The 19106-nt window shown below is 72.1% G+C and carries 17 protein-coding genes; 8 read left to right on the forward strand and 9 right to left on the reverse strand.

The genetic code is table 11. The features are described 5' to 3' along the window. Genes ABZZ74_RS20625 through ABZZ74_RS20635 form a run of 3 tightly spaced genes read right to left on the reverse strand, consistent with a single transcriptional unit; the run spans nt 1 to nt 3127 of the window. The gene (locus tag ABZZ74_RS20625) at nt 1–831 is read right to left on the reverse strand and encodes a sugar phosphate isomerase/epimerase family protein (RefSeq protein ID WP_356766873.1); all 831 of its coding nucleotides are present in this window, start codon (nt 829–831) and stop codon (nt 1–3) included. Continuing rightward, complete coding sequence (locus ABZZ74_RS20630) at nt 828–1979, reverse strand: dihydrodipicolinate synthase family protein (RefSeq protein ID WP_356766875.1); 1152 nt, start codon at nt 1977–1979, stop codon at nt 828–830. Before ABZZ74_RS20630 ends, ABZZ74_RS20625 begins: the two co-directional genes overlap by 4 nt. Continuing rightward, the gene (locus ABZZ74_RS20635) at nt 1976–3127 is read right to left on the reverse strand and encodes a Gfo/Idh/MocA family oxidoreductase (RefSeq protein WP_356766877.1); all 1152 of its coding nucleotides are present in this window, start codon (nt 3125–3127) and stop codon (nt 1976–1978) included. The genes ABZZ74_RS20630 and ABZZ74_RS20635 overlap by 4 nt, the downstream gene beginning before the upstream one ends. A gap of 291 nt (nt 3128–3418) precedes the next feature. On the opposite strand from ABZZ74_RS20635, the gene ABZZ74_RS20640 reads away from it, so the two are divergent. The 6 genes from ABZZ74_RS20640 (at nt 3419) to ABZZ74_RS20665 (ending at nt 9838) form a co-directional block, all read left to right on the forward strand. Further along, on the forward strand, nt 3419–4465 hold the full coding sequence (locus ABZZ74_RS20640; RefSeq protein ID WP_356766879.1) for a LacI family DNA-binding transcriptional regulator: 1047 nt from the start codon (nt 3419–3421) through the stop codon (nt 4463–4465). Nucleotides 4466–4716: 251 nt separating this feature from the next. Then, a complete protein-coding gene (locus ABZZ74_RS20645) occupies nt 4717–5514 on the forward strand; it encodes a DUF4253 domain-containing protein (RefSeq protein ID WP_356766881.1) in 798 nt (265 codons plus the stop codon). Nucleotides 5515–5623: 109 nt separating this feature from the next. Beyond that, the gene (locus ABZZ74_RS20650) at nt 5624–6220 is read left to right on the forward strand and encodes a dihydrofolate reductase family protein (RefSeq protein ID WP_356766883.1); all 597 of its coding nucleotides are present in this window, start codon (nt 5624–5626) and stop codon (nt 6218–6220) included. Nucleotides 6221–6295: 75 nt separating this feature from the next. Then, complete coding sequence (locus ABZZ74_RS20655) at nt 6296–7228, forward strand: bifunctional helix-turn-helix transcriptional regulator/GNAT family N-acetyltransferase (RefSeq protein WP_356767046.1); 933 nt, start codon at nt 6296–6298, stop codon at nt 7226–7228. A gap of 463 nt (nt 7229–7691) precedes the next feature. Further along, complete coding sequence (locus ABZZ74_RS20660; RefSeq protein ID WP_356766885.1) at nt 7692–8492, forward strand: sugar phosphate isomerase/epimerase family protein; 801 nt, start codon at nt 7692–7694, stop codon at nt 8490–8492. 104 nt (nt 8493–8596) lie between these two features. Continuing rightward, nucleotides 8597–9838: an MFS transporter gene (locus tag ABZZ74_RS20665; protein WP_356766887.1), complete on the forward strand. Its 1242-nt coding sequence runs from the start codon at nt 8597–8599 to the stop codon at nt 9836–9838. Here the strand turns inward: ABZZ74_RS20665 and ABZZ74_RS20670 are convergent. The 4 genes from ABZZ74_RS20670 to aroA form a co-directional block, all read right to left on the reverse strand. Then, a complete protein-coding gene (locus ABZZ74_RS20670; protein ID WP_356766889.1) occupies nt 9819–10409 on the reverse strand; it encodes an alpha/beta hydrolase in 591 nt (196 codons plus the stop codon). The genes ABZZ74_RS20665 and ABZZ74_RS20670 overlap by 20 nt on opposite strands. 873 nt (nt 10410–11282) lie before the next feature. Next, a complete protein-coding gene (locus tag ABZZ74_RS20675; protein WP_356767048.1) occupies nt 11283–11918 on the reverse strand; it encodes a GNAT family protein in 636 nt (211 codons plus the stop codon). 59 nt (nt 11919–11977) lie between these two features. After that, complete coding sequence (locus ABZZ74_RS20680) at nt 11978–12646, reverse strand: HAD-IA family hydrolase (RefSeq protein ID WP_356766891.1); 669 nt, start codon at nt 12644–12646, stop codon at nt 11978–11980. Next, nucleotides 12636–13880 carry a 3-phosphoshikimate 1-carboxyvinyltransferase gene (gene aroA, locus ABZZ74_RS20685; RefSeq protein ID WP_356766893.1) on the reverse strand — a complete coding sequence of 415 codons (1245 nt, stop codon included), beginning with the start codon at nt 13878–13880 and terminating at the stop codon, nt 12636–12638. The genes ABZZ74_RS20680 and aroA overlap by 11 nt, the downstream gene beginning before the upstream one ends. 520 nt (nt 13881–14400) lie before the next feature. Between aroA and ABZZ74_RS20690 the strand changes: the two genes are divergently transcribed. Further along, on the forward strand, nt 14401–16185 hold the full coding sequence (locus tag ABZZ74_RS20690; protein WP_356766894.1) for a glycoside hydrolase family 3 protein: 1785 nt from the start codon (nt 14401–14403) through the stop codon (nt 16183–16185). A gap of 137 nt (nt 16186–16322) precedes the next feature. After that, a complete protein-coding gene (locus tag ABZZ74_RS20695; protein WP_356766896.1) occupies nt 16323–16958 on the forward strand; it encodes a hypothetical protein in 636 nt (211 codons plus the stop codon). A gap of 25 nt (nt 16959–16983) precedes the next feature. Here ABZZ74_RS20695 and ABZZ74_RS20700 read toward each other — a convergent pair whose 3' ends face one another. Beyond that, entirely contained in the window at nt 16984–18411 is a 1428-nt protein-coding gene (locus ABZZ74_RS20700) for a S28 family serine protease (RefSeq protein WP_356766898.1), read from the reverse strand. A 99-nt stretch (nt 18412–18510) separates the two neighbouring features. After that, entirely contained in the window at nt 18511–18900 is a 390-nt protein-coding gene (locus ABZZ74_RS20705; protein WP_356766900.1) for a hypothetical protein, read from the reverse strand. Between the last annotated feature and the right edge of the window lie 206 nt (nt 18901–19106).

Below are 19106 nucleotides of genomic sequence, written 5' to 3' on the forward strand. Positions count from 1 at the left end.
TCAGACGGTGTGCTCCACGAAGCGCCGGGCGGTCTCGGCGAGCACCTCGCGGCCGTCGCGGGCCCACAGGTCGTCGTTGAAGAGTTCGACCTCGATGGGGCCGGTGTACCCGGCCGCCTCCACGTACCCCTGCCACTCCCGCATGTCGATCGAGCCGTCCCCGATCTGGCCGCGGCCGTTGAGGACGCCGGCCGGCAGCGGGGTGGTCCAGTCGGCGAGCTGGAAGGTGTGGATACGGCCCCCCGCGCCGGCCCGGGCGATCTGCGCGGGCGCGTTGTCGTCCCACCAGATGTGGTACGTGTCCACCGTGACGCCCACCTGATGCGCCGGGAAGCGCTCCGCGATGTCGAGCGCCTGGGTGAGGGTGGAGACCACGCAGCGGTCCGAGGCGTACATCGGGTGCAGCGGCTCGATGGCCAGCCGGACCCCGTGTCGCTCGGCGTACGGTCCCAGCTCCCCCAGCGCGTCGGCGATCCGCTCCCGCGCGCCGTGCAGGTCCTTGGAGCCGGCCGGCAGGCCACCGGAGACCAGGACCAGCACCTCGGTGCCGAGCGTGGCCGCCTCGTCGATCGCCCGCCGGTTGTCCGCCAGGGCGGCGGCCCGTTCGGCCGGGTCGATCGCGGTGAAGAACCCGCCGCGGCACAGCGTGGTGACGGTCAGACCGGCGTCGCGGACCAGCTTGGCCGTCGCCTCCACGCCGTACGACTGGACGGGTTCCCGCCACAGGCCCACACCCGGGACGCCCGACTCCAGGCAGGCGTCGACCAGTTCCGGCATCGACAGCTGCTTGACGGTCATCTGGTTGATGGAGAAACGCGTCAGGTCGGTCACCGGTCCACCCCGTACAGCGACAGCAGGTTCCGCATCCGCTCCTCCGCCAGCTTCGGGTCCGGGAACAGGCCCAGACCGTCGGCGAGTTGGTAGGCGCGGGCGAAGTGCGGGAGGGAGCGGGCCGACTGGAGGCCGCCGACCATCGTGAAGTGGGACTGGTGGCCCGCCAGCCAGGCCAGGAAGACCACTCCCGTCTTGTAGAAACGGGTCGGCGCCTGGAACAGATGGCGGGACAACTCGACGGTGGGATCGAGGAGTTCACGGAAACCCACAACGTTGCCGGTGTCCAGCACCCGTACCGCCTCGGCCGCCAGCGGGCCCAGCGGGTCGAAGATGCCGAGCAGCGCGTGGCTGAAGCCCTGCTCGTCGCCGGCGATCAGCTCGGGGTAGTTGAAGTCGTCGCCTGTGTAGCAGCGCACGCCCTGCGGGAGGCGGCGGCGGATGTCGATCTCCCGCTGGGCCTCCAGCAGTGACACCTTGATGCCGTCCACCTTGTCGGGGTGCGCGGCGATGACCTCCAGGAAGGTGTCGGTCGCCGCGTCCAGGTCGGACGACCCCCAGTAGCCCTCCAGCGCCGGGTCGAACATCGGGCCCAGCCAGTGCAGCACCACCGGCTCGGCGGCCTGGCGCAGCAGATGGCCGTAGACCTCCAGGTAGTCCTCGGGGCCGGACGCGACGGCGGCCAGGGCGCGGGAGGCCATCAGGATCGCCTGCGCGCCGGACTCCTCCACGAGGGCCAGCTGCTCCTCGTAGGCCGCCCGGACCTCCACGAGAGACCCGGCGGTGATCTGGTCGGTGCCGACGCCGCAGGCGATGCGGCCGCCGACCGCCCTCGCCTCGGCGGCGCTGCGGCGGATCAGCTCGGCCGCGCCCGCCCAGTCCAGGCCCATCCCCCGCTGGGCGGTGTCCATCGCCTCCGCGACCCCGAGCCCGTGCGACCACAGGTGCCGACGGAAGGCGAGGGTGGCGTCCCAGTCGACGGCGGCCGGGGAGTCGGGGCTGACGTCGGCGAAGGGGTCGGCCACGACGTGCGCCGCGGAGAAGACCGTACGCGAGGTGAAGGGGGCGCCCGGGGTGAGGGCGAGGGGTTCGGGGCGGGGGTCGTAGGCCCTCAACCGTCCCTCGGAGTCGGGGAGATGGATGGTCACAGCGAGATCTCCGGTACGTCGAGACGGGCGCCCTCGGCCGAGGACCTCAGGCCCAGCTCGGCGAGCTGGACGCCGCGGGCGCCGGCGAGGAGGTCCCAGTGGTAGTCGGCGTCGGCGTAGACGTGCTTGAGGAACAGCTCCCACTGGGCCTTGAAGCCGTTGTCGAAGTCGTCGTTGTCGGGCACTTCCTGCCACTGGTCGCGGAAGGAGTAGGTGGCCGGGATGTCGGGGTTCCAGACCGGCTTGGGCGTCAGACTGCGGTGCTGGACGCGGCAGTTGCGCAGGCCGGCGACCGCCGAGCCCTCCGTGCCGTCGACCTGGAACTCGACCAGTTCGTCGCGGTTGACGCGGACGGCCCAGGAGGAGTTGATCTGGGCGATCGCACCGCCCTCGAGTTCGAAGATCCCGTACGCGGCGTCGTCGGCCGTCGCGTCGTAGGGCTTGCCGTTCTCGTCCCAGCGCTGGGGGATGTGGGTGGTGGCGACGGCCTGGACGGACTTCACGCGGCCGAACAGCTCGTGCAGGACGTACTCCCAGTGCGGGAACATGTCGACGACGATGCCGCCGCCGTCCTCGGCGCGATAGTTCCAGGAGGGGCGCTGGGCGGACTGCCAGTCGCCCTCGAAGACCCAGTAGCCGAACTCGCCGCGCACGGACAGGATCCGGCCGAAGAAGCCGCCGTCGATCAGACGCTTGAGCTTGAGCAGGCCGGGGAGGAAGAGCTTGTCCTGGACCACGCCGTGCTTGACGCCGGCGTCCTTGGCCAGCCGGGCCAGTTCCAGGGCGCCCTCCAGACCGGTCGCGGTCGGCTTCTCGGTGTAGATGTGCTTGCCCGCAGCGATCGCCTTCCTGATCGCCTCCTCGCGGGCGGAGGTCACCTGGGCGTCGAAGTAGATGTCGACCGTCGGGTCGGCGAGGACCTCGTCGACGTCCGTGGAGACGTGCTCCAGTCCGTGCTGTTCGGCGAGCGCGCGCAGGGCGTGCTCGCGGCGGCCGACGAGGATCGGTTCCGGCCACAGCACGGTGCCGTCGCCGAGGTCGAGGCCGCCCTGTTCCCGGATGGCCAGGATGGAGCGGACCAGGTGCTGGCGGTAGCCCATGCGACCGGTCACGCCGTTCATGGCGATGCGCACCGTCTTGCGTGTCACGTCATTCCCTTCGTACGCGGGGTGTGCGCCGCGTACGCCCTGTCTCCTACTGGTGAGCGTCACAGCAAGCGCTTTCTATACGGTAAGAAGCTAGCCTCTGATCGTGGTCTGGACAAGACCGTGACTCAGTCGAGTTGTTCGAGGGGGCGAACAACTCGGAGCTTGACCCGTAAGGTCTGCTCGAAAACATTCGGAACCATGGCCGCCCGCGGCCTGTCTACGAGCACGTACGTGGCCTGTGTACGAGCACGTACGTGGACGTACGAAGATGCGCGACCGGAGGACGACGAGATGACGGTGACCCTGGCGGACGTGGCGGCGCGCGCGCAGGTCTCGCCCGCGACGGTGTCGCGCGTGCTGAACGGGAACTATCCCGTGGCGGCATCCACCCGCGAGCGGGTGCTGAAGGCGGTCGACGAACTGGACTACGTACTCAACGGTCCGGCGAGCGCGCTCGCGGCGGCCACCTCCGACCTGGTCGGCATCCTGGTCAACGACATCGCGGACCCCTTCTTCGGGATCATGGCGAGTGCGATCCAGTCGGAGATCGGCGGGCCCGGGGGACGGGCGGGCGGTGAGCGGCTGGCCGTGGTCTGCAACACGGGGGGTTCGCCGGAGCGCGAACTCACGTATCTGACGCTGCTGCAGCGGCAGCGGGCGGCGGCCGTGGTGCTGACCGGCGGGGCCGTGGAGAACCAGCCGCACGCGGCGGCGGTGGCGGCGAAGCTGACGAAACTGACGGACGCCGGGACCCGGGTGGTGCTGTGCGGGCGGCCGCCGGCGCCGGACACCGGGGCGATCGCGCTGACCTTCGACAACCGCGGGGGCGGGCAGCGGCTGACCGAGCATCTGATCGGGCTCGGGCACCGGCGGCTCGGCTACATCGCGGGGCCGGAGGAGCGGACGACGACCCGGCACCGGCTGGAGGGCCACCGGGCCGCACTGGCCGCCGCCGGGATCGAGGACGACCCGCGCTGGACGGTGTGGGGGCGCTACGACCGGCAGGCCGGTTACGAGGCGACGCTGGAGCTGCTGCGGCGCGATCCGTCCCTGACGGCGGTCGTCGCCGCGAACGACTCCGTCGCGCTGGGGGCGTGCGCGGCACTGCGCGAGTCGGGACTGCGCATCCCCGAGGACGTCTCGGTCGCCGGCTTCGACGATCTGCCGTTCAGCGTGGACGCGGTGCCTGCCCTGACGACGGTCCGCCTGCCGCTGGCGGAGGCCGGCGCGCGGGCGGGGCGGATCGCGATGGGGCGGGAGGAGCCGCCGCCCGGGGGGATCGCGACGGTTCGGGGGGAGCTGATGGTGCGGGGGTCTTCTGGCGGGCCTCGGGAGTGAGGTTTTGCCGGGGGCTGCTGGAAGGTTGCGGGACTCTGCCGGGGTGAAGCAGGGCTCCGGGTGGTGGCCTGCGGTCGTCTTGCGGCTGCCAGGGGGCAGGCGGGGACCGTGGGTTGGGGCTGGGGGGGGCAGCGGAGGTCGTCGGGGGGTCGTCCGGAAGGCACAGGGCATAGGGCACAGGGCATAGGCCGCAGGCCGCGCGGCGTCTTTCGGGTGGGGGCGTTGTCAGTGGGGGCGTTTATCGTCCCGGCATGGTCTTTTCGTTGCCCGAGGGGCTGCCGCGCGGGCGGTTCGTGCGGCTGGGTGCTGTCGAAGTGTGGGTGTCCGGGGAACTGCCCGGGGACATCGTCGAGTTGTGGCCGCGGCTGATGGAGCGTGCCGAGGTCAGCGGGCTGTATCCGTATCTCTGCCACCGCGACGCGCTGGACACTCCGCTGGACTTGGCCGAGGTGGACGCCGTACGTCTGGAAACCGTCCTGGCCGCCGATTTCGCGGAGTACCGGCGGCGTCGGCTGCCCTCGTGGTCGGCGCCCGCCCAGGACGACGACGATGACGATCTGCCGGAGGGCGTCGCGCCCTGGCCGCATGATCCGGGACCGCCCTTCGAGAGCTGGCCAGGGCTCGCGGCGCCCGTGCCCGGCGGTGGGGTCGGCGATGCCGGGCCGGCGCGGGCCGCGGCACGTACCGTCGAGGACGTCCTGCGCACCGATCCCTACGCCTACGCGTGCGTCCTCGTCCTCGTCCCCGCCCGCCGCAGCGCCGACGTACCGGCCGTGACAGGCTGGGCCGCCGAGGCTCCGCTGCCCCTGCTGTGCGCGCTGTTGCGCAGTTGGGAGGACCGGTTCGGAGCCCGGGTCGTGGCCGCCGTCGGCAGCGACCTGTACGTCTCGGTCGCCCGCCCGCCCCTCGACCTCCCGCACGCCGAGCGGCTCGCGCTGGAGCACGTCCTGTCCACCGCCGACAACATCGTCGACGACCCGCCCACGCCGTTCCCCGAGTACGCCGCCGGCCTGGTGGGCCGGACCGAGTGGCGGTTCTGGTGGGACTGAGCCGACACGCCACGGTCCGACCGATGACTTTCCGCCCGGCTCTCGGTCTGATGGCCGTAACGCCCGACGAGGCGCCGCACACCGCACACGGACAGAGGGAGCGAGTCATATGCGCATCGTGGTCAGCGAGTTCATCAGTCTCGACGGGGTCGTACAGGCACCCGGTGGCCCGGAGGAGGACACCGACGGCGGGTTCGCGCACGGCGGGTGGTCGCATCCGTACTTCGATCCGGAGGTCGTCGGCGGGGCCTTCGCGTCCGGGCTGGAACGGGCGGAGGCGCTGCTGTACGGGCGCTGCACGTATCTGACGATGGCCGGGGCCTGGCCCGAGCGGGCCGGTGATCCCTTCGCGGACCGGCTCAACGCGATGAAGAAGTACGTCGTGACGGACACCCTCGGCGACGCGGAGCTCACCTGGAACAACACCGAGCGGATTCCGGGGGGTGAGGCCGTAACGCGGATCCGGGAGCTGCGGGCCGCTCCCGGTGGTGACCTGGCGATGATGGGCAGCCCCACGCTCGTACGGGCCCTGCTCGGGGCGGGGCTCGTCGACGAGCTGCAGCTCGTCCAGATGCCGGTGCTCCTCGGCGGCGGCAAGTCCATCTTCCCCGAGGACGGTGTCAAGCGGCCCCTGGAGCTGGTCTCCACGACCGCCGCCAAGACCGGCGCACAGGTGAGCGTGTACCGCGCCGCCGAAAGGGGCTAGCCGTCGGGGAGCGGCTGTCCTAGGCTCGGCTCGTCGGTATCTCTGACTGAGTCAACCATCCGGGGGTCGATGAGCATGACCGTCCAGGACATCCGCACCTTCAACCGCTTCTACACGAACGTCATCGGCGCCCTGGACTACAGCCGCCAGCTGTACGCCCCGTACACCCTCACCGAGTCCCGCGTCCTGTACGAGCTCGCGCACGCACCGCGCACCGACGCGGCCGATCTGCGGGCCGAGCTGTCGTTGGACGCGGGGTATCTGAGCCGGATCCTGAACAAGTTCGAGGAGGCCGGGCTGATCGAGCGCGCGCCCTCCGACACCGACCCCCGGCGTCGGCGCATCACCCTCACCACCCGTGGCCGGGAGACCGCCGACCTGCTCGCCGAGCGGGCCAACGAGTCCGTGGGTGCGCTGCTGTCCACCGTGCCGTCGGCCGACCGGACGCGACTGGCGGAGGCGATGCGAGCCGTCCGCGAGATCCTCTCCGAGGGGCGCCCGCCGCGCCGCGAGGACGTCGTCCTGCGCGAGCCGGGCCCCGGTGACCTGGGCTGGATCGTGTCGCGCAACGCGGCCCTGTACGCGGCCGAGTTCGGCTGGAACACCGACTACGAGGGGCTGGTCGCGCGGATCGTCGCGGACTTCGCCGAGGACCACGACCCGCATCTGGAGCGGGTGTGGATCGCCGAGCTGGACGGGCGGCCGGTGGGGTGCGTGATGTGTGTACGGGACGACGCGCCCGGCACGGCCCGGCTGCGGCTGCTGCTCGTGGAGCCGGAGGCGCGGGGGCTCGGCATCGGCGACCGGCTGGTGGAAGCGGTCATCGACTTCGCGCGGGGCGTGGGCTACCGGGAGCTCGTCCTGTGGACCAACGACGTACTCGCCGCCGCCCGCCGCATCTACCAGCGCCACGGCTTCGTCCTGTCCGCCGAGAAACCCCACCGCTCCTTCGGCAAGGACCTCAACGGCCAGGACTGGCGCCTGGACCTGCATGGCGCGCAGGAGTGACCGGGCGGGGAAGCAGGCGCCTGGGGAGTGAGCGGGTTCCGCAGGTCGGGCTGGGGCTGCGGCTTGCGGCTTGTGGGTGTTCCGCAGATCGGGGCCGGGGCTGCGGCTTGCGGCTTGCGGGCGGGGAAGCGGCAGCGCCTGAAGAGCGGGCGGGAGCTCGAGGGCCAGACCAGCGGCTGAAGCTGCAGGGCGCGCAGGAGTGACGGGGGGGCGGGGAAGCAGGCGCCTGGGGAGTGAGCGGGTTCCGCAGGTCGGGCTGGGGCTGCGGCTTGCGGCTTGTGGGTGTTCCGCAGATCGGGGCCGGGGCTGCGGCTTGCGGATTGTGGGTGGGGAAGGTGCCGGGTCTCCGGGGCGGGCGGGTGGGGTCGGTGGGGTGAGAGGTGCGGGGCGGTGGGTACGTGGGCGTCAGCGGTCGGGCACGGTGGCTGGACCTGTAGCGCACACACGAGTGACAGTAGGGACCATGCGACTGGCGTTCTCCACCCTCGGCGTCCCCGGCCTGCCCATCCCGGACGTGGTCCGGCTCGCGGCCACCCACGGCTACCACGGCGTCGAACTGCGCGCCCATCCGGAGGAGCCGGTCCATCCCGGCATCGGCCCGGACGAACGGGCGGACGTGGCCGCCGAGTTCAAGGCGGGCGGCATCGAGATCCTGGGGCTCGCGGGCTACGCGCGGGTCGCCGCGCCCGGCGACGACGGACCCGTGATCGAGGAGGTCCGCCGCCTCCTCGACCTCGCCCACGACGTCGGCGCCCCCTACGTCCGCGTCTTCCCGGGCGGAGGCCCCGAGCAGACCCGCGAGCGCGCCGACGCCATCGCCGCCCGGCGGCTCGGTACGGCCGCGGAGCACGCCGCCGACGTCGGCGTCCGCATCCTGCTGGAGACGCACGACTCGCACCGCACCGGCGCCGACGCGATGCGCGTCCTCGGTCTGGTCGGCCACCGGTACGTCGGCTCCCTCTGGGACGTCATGCACACCTGGCTCGGCGGTGAGCAGCCCTCGGAGACGTACGCCGCCCTCTCGCCCTACCTCGGCTACGTCCAGGTCAAGGACATCGCCTCCGCCGAGGACAAGACCCCCCTCGGGCTCGGCACGGGCGTCCTGCCGCTCACCGAGTGCGTGGACGTCCTGTCCCGCCACGGCTGGGACGGCTGGCTGTGCTGGGAGTACGAGAAGCGGTGGTACGAGGAGGCCGCGCCGCTCGAGGACCTGCTGGGCGCCGGCCGCTTGCACCTGGCCCGGCTGCTCAACGACTCCGCGTGAGCGGGCCCGCGTGACGCCGGCGTAATTCGCTGGCCACGGCCGGGAGCCGCTGGCTAGGGTCCCGCCGTGCCCCAGCCCGCCCCGCGCGACCCCGCCATGCCCTCATGAGCATCGGCCGTACGTTCGTCGACGTCCGGCCGCTGCGGACCTCCCCCGTCTTCCGGCGGCTGCTGATCGGGCGCACGGTGTCCTCGCTGGGCGGGTTCATGACCGTCGTGACCGTCATGTACCAGGTGTGGGACATGACGCACAGCTCGGTGTGGACCGGCGCGGTGGGGCTGGTGCAGGCGGTGCCGCTGGTCACGGTCGGGCTGTTCGCGGGGGCGTGGGTGGACCGGGCCGACCGGCGCCGGGTATTCCTGCTGAGCACGGTCGGCTCGGCGGTCTGCGCCGTCCTGCTGGCCGTGCAGGGCTTCACCGGGCACGTTCCGGCGGCCGTGGTGCTCGCGCTGGTGGCGGTGCAGACGTCGTTCACGGCGGTCGGCGCCCCCGCGTCGGGCGTGTTCCTGCCGCGGCTGCTGCCCAGGGACCAGGTGGGCGCCGGACTCGCCCTCCAGCAGGTCACCGGCCAGTCGATGATGCTGCTCGGGCCGGCCGTGGCGGGCGTCGTCCTCGGCTGGTGGGGGGTGGGCGTCTGCTATCTGCTCGACGCGCTCAGCTTTGGCATGGCCTTCTACGGCGCCTACGGCCTGCCCGCGCTGCCGCCCGAGGGCGGGAAGTCCCGGCCCGGACTGCACGGCGTCCTCGACGGGCTGCGTTTCCTCACCGGCCACCGGGTGGTGCGCGGCGCGCTGCTGACGGACCTCGCGGCGACCGTCCTGTCCATGCCGGTGAGCCTGTTCCCGCTGGTCGACTCGGAGCGTTTCGGCGGCGACCCGCGCACCCTCGGCCTGTTCCTGTCCGCGCTGGCGGTGGGCGGGGTCGCCGCGACCGCCCTGTCCGGCCCGGTGACCCGGCTGGCCCGTCCCGGTCCGGTGATGTTGTGCGCCTCCGGCACGTGGGGCGCGGCCCTCGCGCTGTTCGGCCTGACCAGTGGCGGCTGGGCGGGCCTCGGGACGCTGGTGCTGGCGGGGGCGGCGGACGCGGTGGCCGTGCTGTCCCGGGCCACGATCGTGCAGACCCGCACGCCGGACGCGCTGCTGGGCCGGGTCACGGCCGCCGAGACGATCGTCGGCCAGGCGGGGCCCCAGATCGGCAACCTCCGTGCCGGTCTCGTGGCCGCCCGCACCTCGGCCACGACCGCGCTGCTCACCGGCGGCCTGATGTGCCTGCTGGCCGTGCTGGCGGTGGCCGTGAGAACACCCGAGCTGCGGGACGGCGGCGCGGTCACACCGGACGGACGGTGATCTTCGCCGTCGGGTCCAGGCACCAGTCCAGTACGGCCGGCCAGGAACCGTAGCCCGCGTCCAGGTCCAGGTGGGCGGCGCCGGGGAGGAGGTCCGTCGGGATGCCGAGGGGGTCGCCGTAGAGCTCCCGCGCTCCTTCGGGGCAGTACGGATCGTCGTCCCCGGCGACCAGACGGGTGGGTGTCGGAAGGGCGAAGTCCAGGGCGGGCGGGGTGAATTCGGCGACCTCGGGATACCGGGCGAGGACGGACGCGGACGGCGGCGCCACCAGCAGCACCCGGTCGACGGCACCGTCCGTCACGATCCCGCGCGCGACGGCGTGCAGCCACAGCACGGCGGAGGCACTGTGGGCGAGCACGACCCTCTCCTCGCCGTCCATCCCCTCCAGACACCTGCCGAGCTCCGACAGCCACACCTCCAGGCTCGGGTCGTCGGGCTCCGGGAGCTGGGGGTAGGTGACGCGGTGCCCGAGCCCGTCGAGCCGGTCGGCGAGCCAGTGCTGCCAGTGAGCGGGCGGCCGGTGATTCTGCCAGCCGTGAAGGATCAGGAAGTGCGAGGCCATGGAGATCATGCTGACCGAGAACCGGGGCGGAGGTCCAGGGCGACTCCGGGGCCGGCCAGGAGGCGGACGGGCCGGCGGGGGCGGTCCGGGTCAGCTAGGAGGCGGTCCGGGTCGACCAAGAAAACGAGCCCGGCAGTCCGAGGCGGCTAGGAGGCGGGCCCGGCGGTCCGAGGCGGCCAAGAAGCGAGCCGGGCGGTCCGAGTCGCCCAAGAGACGGGCCCGGGAGTCCGGGTCCGACCAAGAAACGAGCCCGGCAGTCCGGGCCGACCAAGACAGGGCCCAGCGGGCCGGGGCGACCAAGAAACGAGCCCGGCGCGCCGGGCCGACCAAGACAGGGCCCGGCAGTCCGGGCCGACCAAGAAACAAGCCCGGCAGTCCGGGCCGACCAGGAGGTGGGCCGGGCGGCCCGCGTCGGCCAAGTAACGAGCCCGGCGGTCCGCTTCGGCCAGGAGGCGGGCCGGGCGGACGGGGTCGGCCAAGAAACGAGCCCGGCAGTCCGAGTCGGCTAGGAGGCGGGCCCGACACTCCGAGGCGGCCAAGAAGCGAGCCGGGCGGTCCGAGTCGCCCAAGAGACGGGCCCGGGAGTCCGGGTCCGACCAAGAAACGAGCCCGGCAGTCCGGGCCGACCAAGACAGGGCCCGGCGGTCCGAGGCGGCCACGAAGCGAGCCCGGCAGTCCGGGCCGACCAAGAAACAAGCCCGGCAGTCCGGGCCGGCCAGGAGGTGGGCCGGGCGGCCCGCGTCGGCCAAGAAACTAGCCGGGCGTGCCGGGTCGACCAAGACACGGGCTGCCGACCCGCGGCGGCCAAGAGACGGGCCCGACAGTCCGAGTCAGCCAAGAGACGGGCCCGGCGGCCCGGGGCGGCCAAGAGACGGGCCGGGCCTACCCGGCCGTCCGGGTCGTGATGCGGGCGATCCGTTGTTCCAGGCGGCTGCGGCATTCCGGCCACTCCGGTGCGGTGATCGAGAAGATCGCGGAGTCGCGCAGACGGCCCTCCTCCCCCGGGGCCCAGGAGCGCGACCAGTTGCGCAGGACGCCCTCGAAACGTGCCCCGACGCTCTGGATCGCGGCGCGGGAGCGCTCGTTGCGGGCGTCGGTCTTGAGATCGACCCTGGACACGCCCCACTCCTCGAAGGCGTGCCGGAACAGCAGGAGTTTGGCCTCGGCGTTGACGCCGGTGCCCTGCGCGCCGGCGCCGAGCCAGGTGAAGCCGACCTCCACGGCGTCGAGCCGGTCCTCCGACCGCCAGCAGCGCGGCTCCCAGTACGACGTGGCGCCCACCGCACGCCCCGAGGCCAGGGAGACCTGCGCGTACGGCGCCAGCCGTCCCGTGGCCGCCCGCGCCAGTTGCGCGTCGATGTAGCCCTCCACCTCGTGGGCCCTGGGCACCCAGGTGTAGTCGTAGCTGCCGCGGTCCTCTTCCACGGCCACCGCCAGATCGGCGGCATGCCGGTGCTCCAGCGGCTCCAGACGCACCAACGCCCCCTCCAGCAGCGGCCCTTGCAGCAGGTAACCCACTCGGTGACGTCCCTTCAGAACGGTCAGAACGGTCAGAACGGTCAGCACCATCAGCACGGTCAGACCAGTTCGAGGATCTCGGTCAGCCTGGTGACGGACGGCGCCCCCGGTGGCGATACGCCTCCGCCGGGACACATCACCCGCCCCGCGTAACCGAGTTCGACGGCCGCGGCGACCAACTCCGGGTCGTCGTCCACGAACAGGCACTCCTGGGGCCGCAGCCCCAGCGCGTCGCTCGCGTGCCGGTACATGCGCGGGTCGGGTTTACGGCAGCCGAGGACCGCCGAGATCGCGTACGCCTCGAAGTGGTCGCCGATGCCCAACGCGGCGTGCATCTCCGGCAGTCCGGCCCAGGCGTCCGAGACCACCGCCATCCGCACACCCCGGCGCCGCAGCTCGTCCAGTGTCTCCGCCACCCCTGGGCACAGCTCCACCACCGACGTGACGGGGATCTCCCGGCTGAGGTCGGCCAGCAGACCCGGTGTCGGCTCCAGACCGAGGTGGCGCACCAGGACCCGGTGGTAGTCGTCGTAGTCCGGCGTCGTCGCCGACGCGGCGAAGAAGTCCTCGCCCGCCGCGATCGCCGCCGCGAACCGCTCCGGTGTGACCGTGGGGTCGTGACGGAGGACGGTCACCTCGAAGTCCACCCGGGGGTTCCAGCGGCCCCCGACGGGCCGGGTCAGCACCCCGCCCGAGTCGAAGAGCACGGCGCGCAGTTCACCGGTCATCCCCCAGCACGCTCCTCAACTCCGCGAACGCCTCATGGAAGCCGGGGAAAGTCTTCCGTACGCAGGCCGGGTCGTCGAACGAAATACCCGGCGTGCGCAGGCCGGTCACCGCGAAGGACATCACGATGCGGTGGTCGCCGTACGTCCTGATCTCCGCGCCCATGGGTGTGCCGGGACGGATCTCGATCCAGTCCGGGCCCGTGTCGACGCCGCCCCCGAGCCGCCGCAGGTTCTCCGCGCACGCCTCCAGCCGGTCGCACTCCTTCACCCGGGTGTTCGCCACGTCCTCGATGCGGACCGGGCCGGAGGCGAAGGGGGCGATGGCGGCCAGGGTCGGCATGGTGTCGGAGATGTCCCGCATGGCGACCGTCAGGCCGCGTAGTTCGCCCGTGCCCCGGACGGTCGTGGCGTCCGCCCCCACGGACACCTCCGCGCCCATCCGCCGCAGGACCTCGACGAACCCCAGGTCGCCCTGGAGCGCGCCCCGCCCCAGCCCCGGCACGGTCACCTCCGCGCCCGGAGTCACCGCGGCCGCCGCGAAGAAGTAACTCGCGGTGGAGGCGTCGGGCTCGATCGCGTAGGTCGTGGCGCGGTAGCCGCCCGGCGGGACGACGAAGACGTTCCCCTCCCGGCCCACCTCGGCCCCGAACGCCCGCATCATCGCGATCGTGATGTCCACGTACGGCGCGGAGACCAGGTCGGTGACGTGGATGCGCAGGCCCTTGCGGGTCAGCGGGCCGAGCAGGAGGAGCGCGGTCAGGTACTGCGAGGACTGGCCGGCGTCCAGGGTGACCTCCCCGCCCTCGACCCCGGCCGCCCGTACGGTCAGCGGGTGGTGGCCCTCCGCCTCCTCGTGCCGCAGGTCCACGCCGAGGTCGCGCAGGGCGCGGGTGAGCGGGAGCAGGGGGCGGCGGCGCATCTGCGGCGAGGCGTCGAAGCGGTAGGTGCCCCGGCCCGCCGCGGCCAGCGTCGGCAGGAAGCGGGCGGTGGTCGCGCCGTCCCGGCAGTACACGTCCGCCTCGCTCACCGCCGGGCCCTGCGGGCGGCCGTCCACCTGCCAGACGTCGGGTGTGCGGCCTACGCGGTGGCCGAGCCGTACCAGGCCCTCGGCGAAGCCCTCGGTGTCGTCCGAGCGGAGCGGGCGCACGAGGGTGGTGACACCGTCGGCCGCTGCCGCCAGGAACAGGGCGCGGGCGGTGATGGACTTGGAACCGGGGATGGTGACTACGGGCATGATTCATGATCGACCGCGCGGGGCCCCTGCGCCCGCACGTCCATGGGATGGACCCCTTCCCGTCGCCCGCCGGTCACCGACGGCGCGGGGCGAGCGGTCTGTCGTCCGGCGGTCGCAGGGGCCGTACGTCTTTGGCAGGAGCGGCCGCCCGGGGTGGCGGCTCACCCGTCCCGCGGGCCCCACCGGCACCGACTTCCGGGAATCGCCGGGTAGGGGGGAACCCGGCCCGAATACGGTTCGTCCAACCCGCAAGTTGCCGGATGAGTCTCCGCTGTGCGGTGTCGGCCCTCGCTGCTGGCTGCGATCGCTGACCTACCCTCTCCGCCGTACTGCGGCCGGCAGCACAGCCGCCATCGGCGCGCCCCCCTCCAACAGCGCCGATGGCGGCCCCTTCGCGGAGAACCCTTTCGGCAGCCGGTTTCCCGGTGGCGTGCGCGCTCCCTTGACTGGCAGAAACTTCCCGGATATTGCTTCCCGGACGGAAGTTTCCTTCAGTGGATCATCTCCGGAAGGAGCGCACGTGCCCTCCAGACGTACCGTCCTCGCCGCGACCATGGGTGTCACCGCATCCCTCGCGGTCGGCGGCACCGCTCACGCCGACGACAAAAAGCTCCGTTCCCTCATCTCCCGTATGTCCCTGCCGGAAAAGGTCGGCCAGCTCTTCGTGATGCGGGTCTACGGCCACTCCGCCACCGCTCCCGACCAGGCCGACATCGACGCCAACCTCAAGGAGATCGGCGTCCGCACGGCCGCCGAGCTGATCGCGAAGTACCGCGTCGGCGGCATCATCTACTTCACCTGGGCCAACAACACCCGCGACCCGCACCAGATCGCCGACCTGTCCAACGGCATCCAGAAGGCGTCCCTCAGCGGCCCCCGTGGGCTGCCCGTGCTCGTCACCACCGACCAGGAGCACGGCATCGTCTGCCGCGTGGGCAGCCCCGCCACCCTCTTCCCGGGCGCGATGGCCGTCGGAGCGGGCGGCTCCCGCGCGGACGCCCGCACGCTGGGCCGCGTCTCCGGCGCGGAACTGCGTGCGATCGGCATCAACCAGGACTACTCCCCCGACGCCGACGTGAACATCAACCCGGCCAACCCCGTCATCGGCGTCCGCTCCTTCGGTGCCGACCCGCAGGAGGTGGCCGGTCTGGTCGCCGCCGAGGTCGCCGGGTACCAGCGGTCGTCGGTCGCGGCGACCGCCAAGCACTTCCCCGGGCACGGCGACACGGCCGTCGACAGCCACTACGGCTTCCCGGTGATCACCCACAGCCGTGAGCTGTGGGAGAAGCTGGACGCCGTCCCCTTCCGGGCGGCGATCAGGGCGGGCGTCGACTGCGTCATGACCGCGCACATCCAGTTCCCGGCCCTGGACGACTCCGGTGACCCGGCCACCCTCTCCCACCCGATCCTCACCGGCATCCTGCGCGGCGAACTCGGCTACGACGGGGTCGTGGTGACCGACTCCCTGACCATGGAGGGCGTGCGGACGAAGTACGGCGACGACCGGGTCCCGGTGCTCGCGCTGAAGGCCGGTGTCGACCAGCTGCTCAACCCGCCGGACCTGTCCGTCGCCTGGAACGCCGTCCTGAAGGCGGTACGGGACGGGGAGCTCACCGAGGCGCGGCTGGACGAGTCGATCCTGCGCATCCTGCGGCTGAAGGCGCGGCTCGGGCTGTTCGAGCGGCCGTATGCCAGCCGGGCCGGTGTGGACCGGGTGGTCGGCACGAAGGCACATCTCGCGGCGGCCGACCGTATCGCCGAGCGCACGACGACGCTGCTGGTCAACGAGGGGGCACTGCTGCCGCTGTCCCCCCGTAGGCACGCGAAACTCCTGGTCGTGGGCGCCGATCCGGCCTCCCCGTCCGGTACGACGGGCCCGCCGACGGGTGTCCTCGCGAGGGCCCTGACCGGACTCGGCTTCACGGCCACGGCCCTGTCCACCGGCACGGCGCCGTCCTCCGCCACCATCGCCTCGGCGGTGGCGGCGGCGCGGGAGGCGGACGCGGTGGTCGTGACGACGTACAACGTCACCGCGGGCAGTTCGCAGAAGACCCTCGCCGAGCAACTGGTGGCGACGGGCAGGCCGGTGGTGGCGATCGCCGTCCGCAACCCCTACGACGTGGCCCAACTCCCCTCCGTCCCGGCCTACTTGGCCGCCTACTCCTGGACGGACGTCGAACTGCGGGCGGCCGCGCGGGTGATCGTCGGGAAGGTGGCGCCGCGCGGGAGGCTGCCGGTGCCGGTGCAGCGGGCGGACGATCCGGCGCGGGTGCTGTACCCCATCGGTCACGGACTGACGTACTAGAAGGGGCGTAGACCGCATACGCCGCACAACCGGCGTACACCCCCCAACGGTCCCAATGCATCCCGCGCGTCTGGCGTGACCAGCCTGTAAGGGTCACGCTGGACAAGGGTGCACGGGGAGGCGCCCGGGGGGACGCGATGCGTGAGAGATGTTCGGTGGGGGTGGTCTGTGCTCTGCTGGTGCTAGTCGCCGCGGTACTGACCGGCTGCCAGGCGCTGTCGTCCGCGTCCGGTGAGGACGCCGGGCCCACTGTCACACCGGCGGCGGCCTCGACGCGGCCCTCCGGCTACGGGGCGGTGTTCCTCGGGGTCGACGAGTGCAGTTCGTTCGGCACGACGAGCTTCACCGAGGTGCCGTGCACGAGTGAGCGGGCGGCGGCGCGAGTGGTCGCGCGCTACGACGGCACGATGGCCGACGGTCCGCTGTGCCCGGCGACCACGGACTTCGTGCTGCACATCAGCGCGCAGAGCTCGTCGTCCGACGAGGACGGCGACGGTTCGGTGCCGCAGGGCTACGCCTGTATGCGCAACCTGGAGCCCCCGCACCCCGGTGATCCGGGCGGCGGGGGCGGACCGCGCACCATCGTCGGCGACTGTGTCTACGGCTCGGGCAGCGGGCAGGTCCGGGAGACCAGGTGCGACGGCGGCGGCGCGAAGAAGCCGCAGTACAAGGTGGTCAGGGCGGTCGCCGGGCGGGCGTCCTGCCCCGCGTCGACGGCGCTCTACGTCCATCTCGACGGCAAGGAACCCGTGGGCTGCGCCCGGCGCGTCTGACCGACGACCGGGCGCAGCACGGGAGTCAGGGACGCAGCGCCGGCTCGCGCTCCACGTCCCGCACGTCCAGCTTCCGGTCGAACCGGGCCAGCGGCTCGGCGACCGGCGTCTCGTCCGCCACCCCCGCCCAGTCCAGGATCCGCTGCGTCGCCAGGGCCTTCTGGTCCGGGACCAGACCGGCGACGTTCGCCCCGTGGTTGAGGCCCGGCGCGGTGAAGACGTACGCGTCCTTCGCGCCCTTGCCGACGCGGAAGCGCTCCGCTCCCCACGGGTCGTTCTGGCCGTACACGAAGAGCATGTGGTGGGCGTGGTGGCGCACCCAGGTGTCGACGTCCCGCATGGCCCCCGGCTGGAACCGCATCGGGATCGACCGCGGCACGAAGTTACGCGGCGCCTGGTAGCCGTAGCGGACGTACTTCCTCTCGATGTACGGGAAGTGGATCGTCGGCGCGCCGAGCTGGGTGCCGGCCTGGTAGTAGTACGGCGTGTACGGCTCCAGGCCCTGGTCGGTGTAGAACGAGAACCCGGAGATGGTGTCGACGGAGTCCCAGATGGCCTGGTCGGTGGCGTGCTTGGCGTCCGCCGGGATGGTGGCGCAGTCGGAGAGCAGGCTGTACTGCCAGAAGCCCCAGACGTAGTCGAGGACGACGGCCTCGTAGGCGCGGTCCAGGCTGCCGATGGTCGTGAACGTGTAGCCGTTCTCGGCCGCGTACGCCGCGTACTTCTTCTCCAGCGGCTCCCGGCGCACCAGCGCCTCGCGCTGCACGGCGTTCAGCCGGTCGCGGCACTCCTTGGTGCCGACGCCGGCGAAGAAGCGGTCGTAGGCGGAGTCCTCGTCGTCGACGACGTCGTTCGGGGCGACGTAGGCCACCACGCCGTCCATGTCGCGCGGGTAGAAGCGCTCGTAGTACGTGGCGGTCATGCCGCCCTTCGAACCGCCTGTGGAGATCCAGCGCTTGGGGTAGACCGACTTCAGCGCCTTGAAGATGCGGTGCTGGTCGCTCGCCGCCTGCCAGATGTCCAGCTTCGACCAGTCGGCCGGGTTCGGCCGGGACGGGGTGAAGAAGCGGTACTCCATGGAGACCTGGTTGCCGTCCACGATCTGGGTCGGCTCGCGTCGGCTCGGTGTGGTGGAGACGTTGTAGCCGCCGGTGTAGAAGACGGTCGGGCGGTCGACTCCCTTGTGCAGCACGGTGATCCGCTGCTGGAAGGTGCCCTTGGACGGATGCCGGTGGTCGACCGGCTGGGTGTAGTTCAGGACGAAGAAGCGGTAGCCGGGGTACGGCTTCTCCTCGATCAGGCTCATGCCCGGGATGGCGAGCAACCGGTCCTTGATGTCGGTCGCCGCTTTCGTCCCCGTGGCCGCCGGCTGGGCGGCGGTGGCCGCTCCCGCCGTGCTCAACGTGCCTATGAGCACGGCGAGCGCGAGCAGCCATCTGAGCGCCTTGCGCATGCACCCTCCCCTGTGAGTACAGATGTCCGCCGGACGCTAGCGTCGCAACGGGCGGACGCACCAGGGGAGTTCAAGAAATACTTGTGGGTTTCCCGTGACTCAGCAAAGGATCCAGCCCGAGCTCACGGATCCGCCCTTCACCGAGCCCTTGATCCGCACGCACCGGTGCCCGGCGTGCACCGTGACCGGGCCGGCGTGGTGGCTGTACTGTCCGCTGTCGACGACCGGACGGTTGCCGCGGGCCTGCACGCTGACCGACATGGAGCGCTTGGTGGTTGAGGCGTGCTTCGGGAACGTCACGGCGCAGACGTAGCCGTCCGCCTTGTAGACGTGCACGACACCGGTGGAGAACGTCAGGTCCCGCACCTTGCGCCCGGAGCAGTACGGGTCGGCGTGCGCGTTGCCCGACGCGGCGAGCGCGAGCGCCCCGGACGCGGTCACCACGGCCATGCCGAGCGCGATCCGGCGCCGTATCGCACCTGAGTCCACTGTCGTCCCTCCCCTACAACCGACAAAGAGCGTACGGGTGTACGGACGCCGGACGTATGTCGGATGGTTGCACGCCCGTCAGGGAACCGACAGTGAATCAACAGCGAACAGACAGCACAGCCCCACCGCGTGCCCCCGACCGTCCCCTCCGCGTCCGGTTCCCCCATGAAGGTCCGCCACAACTCCGCGTACCGCCCCTCCCGCGC

Source organism: Streptomyces sp. NPDC006476 (assembly GCF_040612015.1).
Lineage (GTDB): Bacteria > Actinomycetota > Actinomycetes > Streptomycetales > Streptomycetaceae > Streptomyces > Streptomyces griseorubiginosus_B.